The sequence below is a fragment of the Chengkuizengella marina genome, assembly GCF_009910845.1.
GTDB classification, from domain to species: domain Bacteria; phylum Bacillota; class Bacilli; order Paenibacillales; family KCTC-33759; genus Chengkuizengella; species Chengkuizengella marina.
The window spans coordinates 1-15,955 of record NZ_SIJB01000008.1; the positions used below are offsets into that span (position 1 = coordinate 1).

At 33.2% G+C, this 15,955-nt stretch carries 8 protein-coding genes; 7 read left to right on the forward strand and 1 reads right to left on the reverse strand.

The window, feature by feature from the left end:
- Nucleotides 1-115 precede the first annotated feature (115 nt).
- A complete protein-coding gene (locus ERL59_RS03595; RefSeq protein ID WP_160644604.1) occupies nt 116-3,781 on the forward strand; it encodes a dynamin family protein in 3,666 nt (1,221 codons plus the stop codon).
- Between the two features lie 24 nt (nt 3,782-3,805).
- On the opposite strand, the gene ERL59_RS03600 is transcribed toward ERL59_RS03595, so the two are convergent.
- Nucleotides 3,806-4,789: a right-handed parallel beta-helix repeat-containing protein gene (locus ERL59_RS03600; protein WP_160644606.1), complete on the reverse strand. Its 984-nt coding sequence runs from the start codon at nt 4,787-4,789 to the stop codon at nt 3,806-3,808.
- Nucleotides 4,790-5,018: 229 nt separating this feature from the next.
- Here ERL59_RS03600 and ERL59_RS03605 point away from each other — a divergent pair, with 229 nt between their 5' ends.
- The 6 genes from ERL59_RS03605 (at nt 5,019) to ERL59_RS03630 (ending at nt 15,856) form a co-directional block, all read left to right on the forward strand.
- Complete coding sequence (locus ERL59_RS03605) at nt 5,019-5,798, forward strand: GDSL-type esterase/lipase family protein (RefSeq protein ID WP_160644608.1); 780 nt, start codon at nt 5,019-5,021, stop codon at nt 5,796-5,798.
- Between the two features lie 73 nt (nt 5,799-5,871).
- Entirely contained in the window at nt 5,872-6,828 is a 957-nt protein-coding gene (locus ERL59_RS03610) for an ABC transporter ATP-binding protein (RefSeq protein ID WP_160644610.1), read from the forward strand.
- Nucleotides 6,821-7,813, forward strand: coding sequence for an ABC transporter permease (locus ERL59_RS03615; protein ID WP_160644612.1), 993 nt, complete (start codon nt 6,821-6,823; stop codon nt 7,811-7,813). Before ERL59_RS03610 ends, ERL59_RS03615 begins: the two co-directional genes overlap by 8 nt.
- A 157-nt stretch (nt 7,814-7,970) precedes the next feature.
- Nucleotides 7,971-9,941 carry a DNA topoisomerase IV subunit B gene (gene parE / locus ERL59_RS03620; protein ID WP_160644614.1) on the forward strand — a complete coding sequence of 657 codons (1,971 nt, stop codon included), beginning with the start codon at nt 7,971-7,973 and terminating at the stop codon, nt 9,939-9,941.
- Nucleotides 9,942-9,951: 10 nt separating this feature from the next.
- Nucleotides 9,952-12,396, forward strand: coding sequence for a DNA gyrase subunit A (gene gyrA, locus ERL59_RS03625; protein WP_160644616.1), 2,445 nt, complete (start codon nt 9,952-9,954; stop codon nt 12,394-12,396).
- Nucleotides 12,397-12,847: 451 nt separating this feature from the next.
- Entirely contained in the window at nt 12,848-15,856 is a 3,009-nt protein-coding gene (locus tag ERL59_RS03630) for a hypothetical protein (RefSeq protein WP_160644618.1), read from the forward strand.
- Nucleotides 15,857-15,955: the final 99 nt, after the last annotated feature.

Here is a 15,955-nt window from a genome sequence, read left to right on the forward strand (position 1 = left end):
GCGAGTTTTTATTAAACATGAGGTTTATTCTAAACATTAAATTTCTTAGGAATCACTGAAGAGTGTAAGCCTTATTCAATAAAAGGTTTGCAAGTCATTAAAGGAGAAAGAAACTTTGAAAACAGTAGAAAAAACCATTTATAAATATGTTGAAAATATACAGAAGTTAAGAAGTATGATGAAACCATCTGTTGAGCAGGAGTCTGCGAATAAATTACTTCATTTAGTTCAAAAACTAGAAGCAAAAGATCTATATCTCACTTTTTGTGGTCATTTTTCCGCTGGAAAATCTAGTTTAATAAACAAGTTAAGTGGGCATGAAATTTTACCATCTAGCCCCATTCCAACGAGTGCAAATTTAGTTGCTATATCAAATGGTGATCCTAAAGTTAAAATTAAATATAGAAATGAACAAAAAACGAAGCAGAGTTTTCAAAACATACAGTTGGACCAATTACAGGAATTTAGTAAAAATGGTACAGAAATTGAATCAGTTGAAATTCAGTATCCAATCCCTATGCTTGAAGATCATGTTTACTTACTAGACACACCGGGAATTGATTCTACTGATAAAGCCCATTTATTATCTACAGAGTCGGCATTACACTTAGCAGACATTGTTTTTTATGTAATGGATTATAATCATGTCCAATCTGAGATTAATTTTGCTTTTGCTAAAAGATTACAAGAGCAAGGGAAGAAATTTGTTTTTATTGTAAATCAAATTGACAAACACCAGCACCAAGAATTATCTTTTTCTGACTTTAAACAAAGTGTAAATCAAGCCTTTTCTGATTGGGATATTCATCCTGAAGCATCATTTTTTATTTCTGTGAAACATGATGATTTTCCATTAAATGAATTTGAACAACTTAAGTGGTATTTAAATAGATTAACGGAGATACGTGATGACTTGATTATTTCTAATGTGGAAAAATCAATGCAGTTTCTTTTGAAAGAACACATAAAAGAGTATAAAGAACAGAATCAATTTAAAAGACAACAGCTGTCAGAAGACGAGAATGTAAACAGTGATATTCTCTTGGAGAAACTGTCCAGTCTTACAAATCAAAGAAAAGAAATTGAGCAATCTTCTAACACATATTTAGAACGATTAAAACGTGAGCTTAATGATATTTTACAAAATGCAAACATCATTCCAGCTGGAACAAGAGATTTAGCCCATGATTATTTACAAAGTCTACAACCTGGGTTTAAATTAGGTTTCTTTTCTACTAGAGGGAAAATCCAGGCAGAACAGGAAAGAAGGTTACATCACTTTTTTGAAGATTTTTCAGAGAAGGTACAAGCTCATATCACTTGGCATGTGAAGGATTTATTACGTAAATATCTAAATATGAATGGTTCAAATGATCAGACAAAATTAAAAGTTATGGAAAAAATCGAAGCGATGGATATAAAAATATCACCAGATTGGTTAGTAAAGCAGGTGAATACCGGGGCCGCATTTTCAAATGAATATACATTAAATTATTCCAAACATATTTCTCAGGAAATGAAAACAATTTATCGTAAAAAAACTATGGAAGTTGTACATCATTTAGTTGATATAGCTAAACAAACATATCATAAAAAGTTAAAACAAGTAAAACATGAAATGAATCAAATTGAACATGAATTGGTGAATTACAAACGATTGCAAGAGATTAACAAAGAAGAAGTGGACTATGAGCAGCAATTATTTTCTCTATTTCATTGGGTGAAGCAAGATATATGTTTGCCTAATTTAAAAGATTATACTTCAACATTTTCTTCGAATGTTACAAAAAAGATTGATAAGGTTTTAGAAAAAAAGATACTTGAATCAAATGAAATTGTTTTATCTAGTTCTAGCAATCAAAAAAATCTTATCTCAAATTTCTCTAAAAAGGACTACAAAGAAAAAATAAAAAATACAGTTAAAAAAATAAATACAACCTATGAAGTGATAAATGATTTCCCTGCAATGAATTCATTAAGTAAGTCATTACTAGAAAAATCTGATCGTTTAAATAATCGAAAATTTACAATTTCATTATTTGGTGCTTTTAGTGCTGGAAAATCTTCTTTCGCAAATGCCTTATTAGGTGAAAGATTACTTCCTGTTTCACCTAATCCTACAACAGCTACTGTAATCAAAATTATGCCGCCAGATCATGATTGGTTGCATGGTTTTGCTAAAGTGAAGTTGAAATCGCTAGAAGCTTTCAAAGACGAAGTTGAATATGCCGTGGATCAATTAGGGCTTCAAAAGATGACATTAGATCAATCATTTCAACAAATATTAAAATTAAAAGCAAGTTTAATTCATCCCAAGGCAAAACCACATTATGTTTTTTTAAAGGCTGCTGCACATGGATGGAATGAAATGCAATCAAACTTAGGCCTAGAAATGAAAGTGGATTTAGAAATTTTTCAAAGTTATGCAGCTGATGAGAATAAGTCGTGTTATGTTGAACATATTGAATTATATTACGCTTGTCCATTTACAAATTCAGGTATGATTCTTGTAGATACACCTGGGGCTGATTCGATAAATGCCAGACATACTGGTGTTGCATTTGACTATATTAAAAATGCGGATGTTATTCTTTTTGTAACATACTATAATCATGCATTTTCTAGAGCAGATCGTGAGTTTTTGCTTCAATTAGGGAGAGTAAAGGATCAATTTGAACTAGACAAAATGTTCTTTATTCTAAATGCAGCTGACTTGGCATCATCGGATCAAGAACTTAAGGATGTAACAGAACACATGATTCTTAATTTAGCTCAGCATGAAATTCGAAATCCAAGAATTTATCCAGTATCTAGTTTGAATGCTTTAGAAGGTAAACAATCAGGTGATGAACAAATAATGGTTCATTCAGGTATCGAGACGTTCGAATTAGATTTTATTAAGTTTACAAATGAAGAATTAACCGAAATGATCATCCAAGCTGCGAATAGTGAAATAAATAGAGCCAAAAACATATTAGAACAATGGAGAAATAATGCACTTGAAGAAGCAGAAATCAAGCAAAAAAAAGTTAAGCAATTAGGAGATTCTTTTATTGAATTAAATGATTGGTTGCATCATTTTGAACTTTCTGAATCTGAAGTAAACTTACTAATAAAAGAAATAAAAGAGCTTTTATATTATGTAAAACAACGAGTAACGTATCGTTTTGGTGAATTATATAATTTATCCTTTCATCCATCCGATTTTCAATTGACTCGTAAAATGGATGTAAAACAAGCATTAGCTTCAGCTTGGAATGAGTTAAATCGGTTATTGTCTATGAATTGCTCTCAAGAGGTCTTGGCCACGACGCTTAGAATAGAAAATACAATGAATCATCAGCTTAAAGAAATCAATAAGCAAATACTTCAACAAGTAGTTTCAAAGCTGTCTCAGTATGAAACAGAACCCCTTTCTTTTCAGAATTTTAAAGCTCCGTCCATTAAGGAGTCTTTGAATCATGCAGAGATTGACTTCACTTGGTTGATGAAACAATTTAAAAATCCTAAAGCTTTTTTTGAAGAGCAAGGAAAAGATAGACTTAAGTTAGAATTGGAAAAGAAAATGAATCCAGTGGTTGAATCATATATAGGAGAACACGAAGATTTGTTAATTCAACAAGTAATAGAAGAGATGAAAAACTGGATTAAACATTTGGTGAAAAAACATACTACGGATGTTCAAGAACATGTGGAAGGATTAACTTCTGCATTAGAGATGAAGTTAAATGTTGAAGAAATTGAAATGAAGATTAGTATGCTGAATAAGCCAGATACTTAAATTCTCCAATATTTATATTAATGATTAATCAATTTTGTTTCTCTTTCCCTTGTTATTTATATTTATTTTGTTTTGGTTCATTTGATTAGAGCGAATAGCATTACCATCATTTATAATGTTAATACCAGCTCCATCATTATTGCTAACTGTATTTTTATCAACTAAATTTCCATTCCCCTCAAGGCTAATCCCATGGTAATTGTTGTTGGTTAATATATTATGAAGCATGCGGCTTTTAGTTTCTTTTTCTTTTGAAGAAAAAACTTCGATCCCATTTTTTTTATTATATTTACATTCATTTCCTAACAATAATGAATTTGAGTCAACTTCAATTCCATCATCCTCATTTTGAATTGATTTATTCCAAAATAAAAAATTGAGATTTTTTTCAGAATCGAATCCATCTTCCCCATTCTTTGAAGATGTATTATATATAAATGCGTTACATTCATTATCTGATAAAAAACCATCAAAGCGATTGCCAGTTGAATTATTGTTTAATGCCAGATTATGTTTACCTTGAATATTTACTCCACAGTCTTTGTTACTGCTTAATGTACTTTTCATGATAAAGTTATGATTTCCAAGGACAAGTATCCCATCTCTTTCATTTTCTATGGATTCACATTGCAGAACAACATTGTGGTAAGCACCGTTTTCTATACACACTCCATCACGTTGATTTTTTGTAATTTTAAGCTGGTTTAGAATATTCTCATTTTGCTGAATAAAAACACCAAATCGACTGAAATTTTGAATTGTTATGTTTTCGATCGTAATGAAGTTAGAGGCTTGAATATTAAATCCATCCAGGTTTGATCCAAGATTTGTACCATCTAGGATGGTTTTCCCTATCCCAGCCCCAATGATCCGAATTTTATTTTTGCCCACGCCGATAATCACTGCTTCGTTAAAAAAACCAGCGGCAATAAAAATGGTATCACCTTCTTTTGCTGCATTGATAGCATCTGTAATTGAAGGTTCATCTCCTGGTACATGAATAATCATACTGGACCCTCCTCTTAATTATTAATTTATTATATTCAGAACGATCAAAAAGGTCTTTTTCTAATAAAAAATGGGTGTTTGAGCAGGTAAAGAGTTTTTTATTGGTTCGGATCTTAAAGAATTATTAACATACGTGGCAGGGTCATTCATTTGCAAATGGAATAAAGAATTAGTAAGATAAAATAACATACTTACTTACGTTTTTACATTGATTTAAGGAGGATGAACTTTGAGATCGTCACGTTTATTATGGTCTGTTATTTTAATAGTGGCTTTATTAACAACCTCAATTTTTATTTATGGATTTGTGAATGCAATTCAAACGGTGGTGTATCCAGATGGATCAAACTTAACAACACCTGATGAGGAGAGGATAGAAGATATAGCTCCATCTGATGATGACATTGTAATTTTATCTTTAGGTGACTCACTAACAGAAGGTACTGGGGATAGAAGTGAGAATGGATATGTGGGAGTAGTAAAAAATCTTTTAGAAAAAAATGAGGAAAAACCGGTCTTTCTTCATACTTTTGCAGTTGATGGTTATACAACATCTCAATTGTTAGATTTTATTTCTACACAAAATGGAACACGGACGTCTATCAAACAAGCCAATTTAATCTTAATGACAATTGGTGGGAATGATATGTTTTCACCTGGAGAAGAAATTATTATAGAAACTTCGCGTGAATATATGACTAATGCTCTTGAAAACTTAGATAAGATATTTGCAGAACTTCAATCTTTAAACCCAGAAGCAGATATTATTTATGTAGGATTATATAATCCTTTTACAGAGATTGACAAGGATGGTGAAATATCTTTATTTGTCCAGGAATGGAACAATGAAGTATTTAAAATCACTACGAAATATAAACAAGCATTGTTTATTCCTACCTTTGATTTATTTTATAAAAACACTAAAAACTATTTATCTTCAGATGTTTATCATCCAAACGAAGAAGGTTATAAAAGGATAGGAGAAAGAATTGTTAAAGCTCTTCAATAACATCTAAACTAATATATTTATAGTTCTAGCAACAATTACGTTTTGAGATACCCTTAAACTGGAGGTTGAATTTATGGGAACAAAGGGAGAAGTCCTCGTATTATCTGTAAAACATTTGAAGAAAAAAATAAGCAATAAGTGGATTATTAAAGATATTTCATTTGATATTTATGAAGGTCAAATATTTGGATTTTTAGGACCCAATGGTTCAGGAAAAACAACAACAATTAGAATGTTAGTAGATTTAATTCGTCCTACTGAAGGATCAATATATGTATGTGGAAAAAATGTACAAACTGAACACGATGAAGCTTTGAAAAATGTAGGTTGCATTGTTGAGAATCCAGAGTTGTATTCCTATTTAACAGGATGGGAAAATCTTGAGCATTTCGCGGCTATGCTGCCAAATATATCAAAGCAAAGAATTCAAGAAGTAGTTGAAATTGTTGGTATGGATCAACGTATTCATGACAAAGTAAAAACATATTCACTTGGCATGAGGCAAAGATTAGGTATAGCTCAAGCTTTACTAGGTAAACCAAGACTTCTTATATTAGATGAACCTACAAATGGACTAGATCCTCAAGGAATTAAAGAACTTCGAATTTTTATTCGAAATTTGGCTAAAGAAGGGTTGAGTCTTTTCATATCAAGTCATTTATTAAGTGAAATTCAACTGATGTGTGATCGAGTAGCGATTATTAGAAAGGGAGAAGTGATTTCGGTAGGAAATGTGGATGAACTTCTTGAGCAATCCACAAGTACAGTATTATGGGGAATATCTCCTGTTGAACAAGGAAAAGAGGTACTTCAATCATTTCAATCCATTGAACTAATACAACTTAACGATATGGAAATAGATTGTTCTCCAGCTTCACAAACCGTTGCAACGCAGATGAATCCAGATGAAGTCTCTAAAGTAAACGAACAGATGGTGAAGTCAGGTATACAAGTAACATCTATTGAAATAAAAAAACCATCCTTAGAAGATATGTTTTTAACATTAACGGAGGGGGAGAAAATTGACTAATATTTACCCATTAGTTCGTAACGAAGTATTGAAAATATGGAAGAAAAAAAGATTTTTTGTCATCGTGCTTATTTTAGCTGTACTCATCCCAATTTTTACTTATGCTCAATTACGTGTTGCTTTAAATGTGCAGAAACAAATGGGGACAGAGGACTGGCGAATTGTTGTTCAACAACAAATTCAAGATTATGAAAATCGTGTTAGCAGCCCAAGGATGCAAGAAGAATGGAAACGTTGGTATATCGTTGAAATTCAACGATTACAACTTCATTTGGATCAAAATATAGATCCAAAATCTCCAAATGGAGTGACATTTACGAATCAGTTTGTTGCAAATTCTGTCGGTTTGTTTTTACCCCTATTGGTACTTGTTATAGCGGCAGATTTAGTTGCAGGTGAGCATTCAGCAGGTACGATAAAGCTGCTATTAACGAGACCTATCAAAAGATGGAAGGTGTTATTAAGTAAATACATAGCTTTAACCATTTACGTATCCATTACTGTTCTATTGTTAGCTGCCATGAGTTATCTCATCTCAGGTCTTGTGTTTGGTTTCAATGGTTGGATGCAGCCTGTTTTAACCGGATTTCAAGTGATTGGATCAGAACTGAATATAAACAATATTAACATTATCCCTCAGTGGCAATTTCTTGTCATGGAATTAGGATTAGCATGGTTTTCATCTTTGGTTGTAGCTTGCTTAGCTATGATGGTATCCGTATTAGTTAGAAGTATCGCTGCAGGAATGGGTATCATGTTAGCTACATTGATTGCGGGAACGATTTTAACGAATATGGTTTCTTCATGGGAAAGTGCGAAATACTTCTTTATGGTAAATTTACAGACTGTTTCATACTTATCAGGTGCAGTACCACCTATTCAAGGCCTTACTCTTTCCTTTTCTCTTTTAAATTTAAGCGTATGGGCCATGATTTCAATTGTCATTTCTTTTATTGTCTTTACGAAACGAGATATATTAAATTAATAACTGGGATCATTAATTTCAACAGAACTTGGGAATATAAAACAATGAAATAAGGTAGCCTGGTTAATAATCTTGATTTCTAAACTCAACAAAATATTTAAATTCATGGTATAATGCTAAATATCGTTTGAAGTCATTGGCAAGGAGGCGACATACTTTGGAACAGATTGATTTATTTTCGGAGCCAAAAGAAAAACAACAAACTCAATATGGTGCGGATGATATACAAGTATTAGAAGGATTAGTTGCCGTTCGTAAAAGACCGGGAATGTACATAGGAAATACAGGCAATTCAGGACTACATCACTTGGTATGGGAGATCGTCGATAACGCAGTTGACGAACACCTTGCTAAATTTTGTGATCAAATAGATATTACTATACATAAAGACGAATCTGTTACAGTTTTTGATCATGGACGTGGTATTCCTACAGATATGCACAAAACAGGCATTCCAACTCCTCAAGTCGTATTTACCATTTTACATGCAGGTGGAAAGTTTGGAGGAGCGGGATATAAAAAATCAGGTGGACTTCATGGAGTAGGTGCATCCGTTACAAATGCACTATCTGAATGGTTGGAAGTTGAAATTTATCGAGATGGAAAAATACATAAACAACGATATGAATATTGGATAGATAAAGATGGAAAAGAACACGTTGGTGAGCCTGTCACACAATTAGAAGTGATTGGGAATACACGCAGAACAGGTACAAAGGTTACGTTTAAGCCAGATCATAAAGTATTTAAAAATGGAATTCATATTCAATATGATACATTAGCTGAACGTTTGCAGGAAATTGCCTTTTTAAATTCCGGTTTAAAAATTAATCTAAAAGATGAACGAACAAACGAAGAAGTGACTTTTGATTATAGCGGCGGAGCGAAGCAATTTGTTGAATATTTAAATGAAAATAAATCTGTCTTACATGATGTCATTCATTTTTATGGAGAGAAGGATGATATTGAAGTTGAGATTGCTATTCAATACAATGACGGTTTTACTGAAACGATTGCATCTTATGTAAATTCAATACCTACTCGTGGTGGAGGAACACATGAGACAGGTTTTAAAACGGCATATACAAGAATCATGAATGAGTATGCTCGAAAATCTGGTTTGTTAAAAGAAAAGGATAAAAACCTGGAGGGTTCTGATTTACGAGAAGGTTTAATGGTTGTTATCAACATTAAAATGGGTGATGTAGAATTTGTAGGTCAAACGAAGGATCAATTAGGAAGTAGTTCAGCTAGAAGTGCAACAGATGCTGTTGTAACAGAAAATATGGCTGTTTTTCTAGAAGAGAACCCTAAGGTTTCGCAATTGCTGATCAAAAAATCAGTTCAAGCAGCTAAGGCTAGAGCTGCAGCTAGAAAAGCTAGGGAAGAAGTTCGATCTGGAAAAAAAGGAAAAAGTCAAAGCTCAAATCTAGGTGGAAAATTAACACCAGCACAATCTAAAGATTACTCACGCAACGAGATTTTCATCGTTGAGGGAGATTCTGCAGGAGGGTCTGCTAAACAAGGCAGAGATTCAAAACACCAGGCCATTTTACCTTTAAAGGGGAAACCGATGAACCCAGAAAAGGCAAAACTTGTGGATATATTAAAAAATGAAGAATATCGAGCTATCATTGCTGCTATTGGAGCAGGAGTTGGACCTGACTTCGAATTAGAAGAAAGCAACTATAATAAAATTATTATTATGACGGATGCAGATACGGACGGAGCACATATTCAAGTCTTGCTTCTTACGTTTTTTTATCGTTATATGAAACCTCTTGTAGATGCAGGGAAAGTATATATTGCACAACCGCCTTTATTTAAAGTGACCAAAAAAGGAAGAAAAACAGCTATGAAATATGCTTTTTCTGAGGAACAGTTACAAGACATATTAAAGGAATTTGGGAAAAATGTTGAACTGCAAAGATATAAAGGTTTAGGTGAAATGAATCCAGACCAACTATGGGAAACTACAATGGACCCATCCCTAAGAACCTTGTTACAGGTGCAAATTGAAGATGCTGCCATGGCAGAAAAAAGAGTATCCACTTTAATGGGCGATAAAGTTGACCCCAGAAAAAGATGGATTATTGAAAATGTAGACTTTACTAAGTTTGATGAATAGAGGGGATAACATGAGCCAAGTTGAACAGTTTTTACCCGCTTTTCTTGAAGAAGTGGTAGGAGACAGGTTTGGTAGATATTCAAAATATATCATTCAAGATCGTGCCATCCCAGACGTTCGGGATGGCTTAAAACCGGTACAAAGACGTATTCTTTATGCAATGTCTGAAGCAGGTAATCATTCGGACAAGCCGTACCGCAAATCAGCAAAAACAGTTGGGGACGTGATGGGGAATTATCATCCACATGGTGATTCTTCAATTTACGATGGTATGGTGCGTATGGCGCAATTTTGGAAAATGGGCCATGTTTTAATTGATGGACATGGGAACTGGGGTTCAATGGATGATGATCCACCAGCAGCTATGCGTTATACCGAAGCACGTTTATCTTCTATTGCGTCCGAACTTTTAAGAGATATTGAAAAGGATACCGTACTTTTCAAAGATAATTTTGATAATACAATGAAAGAACCTGTAGTACTGCCTTCTCGTTTTCCTAACTTGTTAGTTAACGGAGTAAGCGGTATTTCTTCTGGTTTTGCTACTGAAATCCCGCCCCATAATTTAGGTGAAGTGATAGAAGCATGTATTGACTTAATGGATAATCCTCAATTAACACTTGAAGATTTAATGAAAAAAATAAAAGGACCAGACTTCCCTACAGGCGGCATCATCATGGGAGAAAAGGGTCTTAAGGAAGCCTACACTACTGGTAAAGGGAAAATATTTTTACGAGCGAAAACAAGCATAGAAAACTTAAAAGGTGGCAAACAACAAATTGTCATTTCTGAAATCCCATATCAAGTTGTAAAATCTCGCCTAGTAACAGCTATGGAGAATATCCGTTTAGAGAAAAAAGTAGAGGGAATTGCTGAGGTTCGTGATGAAAGTGGACGTGATGGCCTGAGAATTGTTGTTGAATTGAAGAAAGAGGCTAATGCAGAAGGAATTTTAGCTTATCTGCTTAAAAAGACAGATTTACAAATCAATTATAATTTTAATATGGTTGCTATTGTAAATAAAGCCCCGAAACAGTTAGGATTAAAACGAATACTTGAAGCCTATATCGAACATCAAAAAGAGGTCGTGACTTTTCGGTCTCAATATGATTTGAATAAAGCACAAGACAAAGCCCATGTTCTTGAAGGACTTGTCAAAGCATTAAATATTCTAGATGATGTTATTGAAACCATTAAAGCCTCTAAAAACCGTCAGGACGCTCAGCAGAATTTAGTTGCTAAATTTACTTTTACAGAAAAACAAGCGGATGCGATTTTGACGTTGCAACTTTATCGTTTAACTAATTTAGAGATTTCCTCTTTAGAAAAAGAATTAGTGGAAGTAAATAAAATGATTGCAAAATTAAGAGCCATATTAGACAGTCCAAAGAAATTAATGAATGTAATTAAAAAAGAATTGACTGAAATCTCTAAAGTGTACGCTATCCACCGTAGATCCAATATACAAGAGGAAGTTGAAAAATTAGAAGTTAATCTTGAGGTCATGGTTAATCCAGAGGATGTTCTTGTGACTGTATCTAAGGAAGGGTATATTAAACGGAGCAGCTTATTATCTTTTACACGTTCTGGTGGTGAATTAGAAAGCACAGGACTAAAAGAAGGGGATATGGTTCGTTTTATAATGGAAGTGAATACAATTGAGAATCTGCTTATCTTTACAAAGAGTGGTCAATATTACATGCTGCCTGTTCATCAAATTCCGGAATATAAATGGAAGGATAATGGTACCGCAATCGTAAATGTGATTCCAATTGATAAAGAGGATCCAATTGTAAATATAATCCCTGTCAAAGATTTTGAGGAAGAAGGCAAATCCCTTGTATTCATAACTAAAAATGGACAGGTCAAGCGGAGTTTATTGAAAGATTATGCCACGAAACGATCGATTGGAATCGTTGCGTGTAAATTAAATCCTCATGATCAAATCATCGATGTACAATTAAGTGATGAAATGGGCGATTTATTGTTAGTTACTAAACTTGGAATGACCATTCGCTTCAGAGAAAATGAAGTGAAATCCATGGGTAGAGTATCTGCAGGTGTAAAAGGAATCCAGCTAAAAGACCTTGATGAAGTCATTGCAGCAGCATGGATTAAAGATAATGATTCAGGTGAAATATTCGTTATATCAGAGCGAGGATATGGAAAAAGTACATTGGTTTCCGATTATATGCTGCAAGGACGTGGAGGTAAAGGAGTTGTCAGTTTTGAATTTAAAACTGGTAAAAGAGTCAGATCCAATGGGTATCAATTAATGTATGCCTGTCTGATTAAAGAGCCAGAGAATTTAACTGCCATCCTCAACAATGGTCAAATCCAACAATTTACAACACAAGCAGCACCGATTCAAGAACGTAAATCTACAGGTAAGCAGCTTATAACTATGACAAAAGAAGAACAGATTTCAGAAGTTGTGAAAATATCCAAGTTGTAATAAAAATAAAAGTAAAATGGAATAAGATGAATCAGGACAAAAGATCACCAATTGGTGATCTTTTTGTTGTATTATTTTCCAAGTTACTGTAATATTAGAACAATATATAGTTAATTATAACTAACGTAAGAGATTGTTTATGTAAATAATATTCTGAATATTCTTGTAAAATAAGATCTTTCAAATACAAAGGTAATTGTTTATTTAGTTGTTAAAATTTAGATCAATATTAAGAAATGAAGAGTATAGATTTTATTTATCTTTATATTATTTTACAATAATCTCTTTACATATATATTTTTTCATAGAGAGGAGGGAATTAAACGATTTATATAGAGGCTTTGCAATTGTTTTCATTGTAGTTAATGTGGAACAGGATAGATTACTTCTAATTCAGTCAGAATATTCACAATTGTAAGTGATTTCATATGAATATAATAGGAGTGAGACTATGAAAATGAGAAAAAGATGGTTTAATAGTTTACTAGTTTTTGTTATGTTTTTTACGATGATTTTTCCTTCTATGGGGAATACCCAATTAAAAAGTACATTAGTAACGGGAAGTACCTGGAGTGGAATCATTCCAGAACTTCACTTTCCATCAAATACGAATTCTCATTTGCCAGATGATACATATGACAATAGAACAATATATAAAGGTTTAGATCCAGAAGATTTCGTGCCAGTGCTTTTAACGATAGATAATAGAGACTATTACGAAAGTCAACTGGCTGGTGAGTCTCTTAGTAAACTAAATGACAAGTTTGATGAATGGGATCCTAACCTAGATACGTTTATTGGTATTTATCGAACAACACCGGATACTATTGTCGATGAATTTGTTTCAGGTGTTACCAATATCACATTAATGATGAATAAAGATTCATATTTTGCTAGAGGAGTAACAGTGGACGTTGAAGAGTGGTTAGTAAAAAATGCAGGAAGCCGTACGTCGGCACAAGATACATTTTCCTATAATGTAAGATTTGGTTTATCTGAAGGACAGCAGCAGGATGTAAGTTTAACTACAGGATTTAAAGGCTCAAATACAACTACCCTTGGGTTTGAATTACATGGATTGTCTGCATCTAGGTCTTTTACATTTGAAATTTCCCAATCTGAATCAACCTCAACAGGTTGGAGCAGAAATATTACCACAGAAGACTCCCAAACTAGAAGTGCTACCTTCGGGAGAAATATCCCTCACCTTTACAGTGAATATAATTGGGGTGTATATCAGTTAGAATCGCGTTTGAAAATGAACTATTCTACTTCAAACACCTTTCATGAACTTGATGATGTCTTTTTGAATGACATCAATTGGTTAGGTCTTGTTCTAAAGAAAAAAAGTTATGTAGAAAACATTACTTTTGATAACTTTGTTTATGGTCGAAATGAAGAAGTTTCCGTTGTACCACAGGAGTATGTAGAAGAGCAGTTAGAAGAATCATTTGGATCGGACCATGCAGAACCAATTGAAATACCTGTAGGAGTTACTGTAACCGCTTTAACTAACGATGGGTCTGTAGAAATAGCTTGGAATGAAGTAGATGACGACCGAGTTTCTGGTTACTATATCCTTAAAGATGGGGAAGTGTTAACGAGAATTTCTGAAAGAAATGAAACAAGTTGGAAAGATTATGGGATTAAACCAAACACGAGAAGTGAATATCAAGTTGCTTCTTATATTGAAATTGATCAAACATATGGGAGTAATACAATACAACACAATAAAATAGATTTAGTTTCAAGTTTAAGTGATGAGGTAAGTGTGATTTTACCTATAAATAAAGTGTCTTTAAATGATCCCGTTATTGATTCTTGCTCTTTTACTTTCTCTTGGGAGGATGATGGGGCTGCATTTGGGGAGAGAGTTTATTATCAGTTGTGGCATGAAAACCCTTCAAATGGATCAACTTATTTCATTGGAAAATTTGAAGGAGATGGTGTCAAATTTAACTTAAATCCTGAATTGAGAGATAGATTGTCAATAGGTTCTAGCAATAAATTCTTTGTAGTTAAAGAGGTTTTATATAACGGCGAGTCTCTTGAATCACAACCTTCAAATTCAGTTAATAAAACAGTAACATTTGATGAAGGCGTATACTTGTTTACCAAAAAGGATTACAAAGGAAATTGTGTCAGAGTTGGACATGGAAATTACAACAATATAACAGATGTAGGCATAAGTGATAATGTATTGTCTTCAGTAATGATGATTGGAGATTACTTAACACATCTTTATAGAGATACTGGGTTGAATAATGATTTAGATGACAATACGAATCAAACATTTTTTTCCGATGTTAGTAATCTTGGGGATAAAGACATCGGTAATGACAAAGTTTCATCTTTAAAAGTAAGAGAAAAGAAAGATGGAGTGTATTTATTTAGAGGCAAAAATTATAAAGGCGGTTATAATCGTGTGGAGACTAGCAGCTCATATACTAAATATAATCAAATGACTGATGTGAATTTCCCTAATAATGAATTGTCCTCTCTAAAAATAGTTGGGGATTATGCAGCCATTTTATATGATCTTAAAGATTTTACAGAAGGATATGATGTTTGTTATCCAGGATGTACGTATCAAGAACAAAACTCAGTGAGTGCCTTTAAAGAAGGAACAAATGACTTGTCAGATTACTTAGTAGGCAATAACACAGCTTCTTCTATGAAAATATTAAAAGGAAAAGGTGTCCATTTATTTACGAATGATAACTGGAGAAAAACAAATGCTAAAGCAGGGATAGGAAATTACAATAATATTGATGATGACCTTCCATTTCCTAATGATAAATTATCAGCGATTGTATTAATAGGAGATGTAACGGTTGAGCTGTATCAGCATAATAATTATGAAGGAAGGAAAAGCACCTTCACTAGTCATGATCGATTTCTAATAGACAACAATATAGGGGATAATTCCACATCTTCATTAAAGGTATATGAAACACCAAGGAATGAAACAGACAGTGAGGATGATCAGTATGAAAATAAAGGGGTAGATGTCTTAAATGTGCCAGATGATTTACAATTGTTAGAATCACCAAACGATTTCTCTACTTTTAACTGGTATAATGGAGGGGTAGAGATTCAGGATATAGATGGTGTTGTCTCAACTTCAGAAGGAAGTTATCCATTTCAAGAACTTACACCTAATAATATAAATACATCTGTCTATCAAAATGTTTCTTTGAACCCACAAGGTAAGACCTTTACTTTCGGCATTTGGTTGAGAGCTGATGAACCGCATAAAACCACAATAAAAGTTCAAAACGCAGATTATAGCCAGTCTAATGGAGTTAAAGTTGATGTTACTACAGATTGGCAATATTTCGAGGTGTCGAAGGAATTCACAGAGAAAAGTGATAAAGTAACTGCAGTTATTTGGCCTGGAGGATATAATGAAACAACCGAGTCCGTTTATGCTTTTGGAGCTAGTCTTATAGAAAACTAAAATGCAAAAACAATAAATAGCAATAATACTATATTTAAAGCCCCAACTTTTTTAGTTGGGGTTTTAATGTTTTTATCTAAATAAAAATAACCATTATTT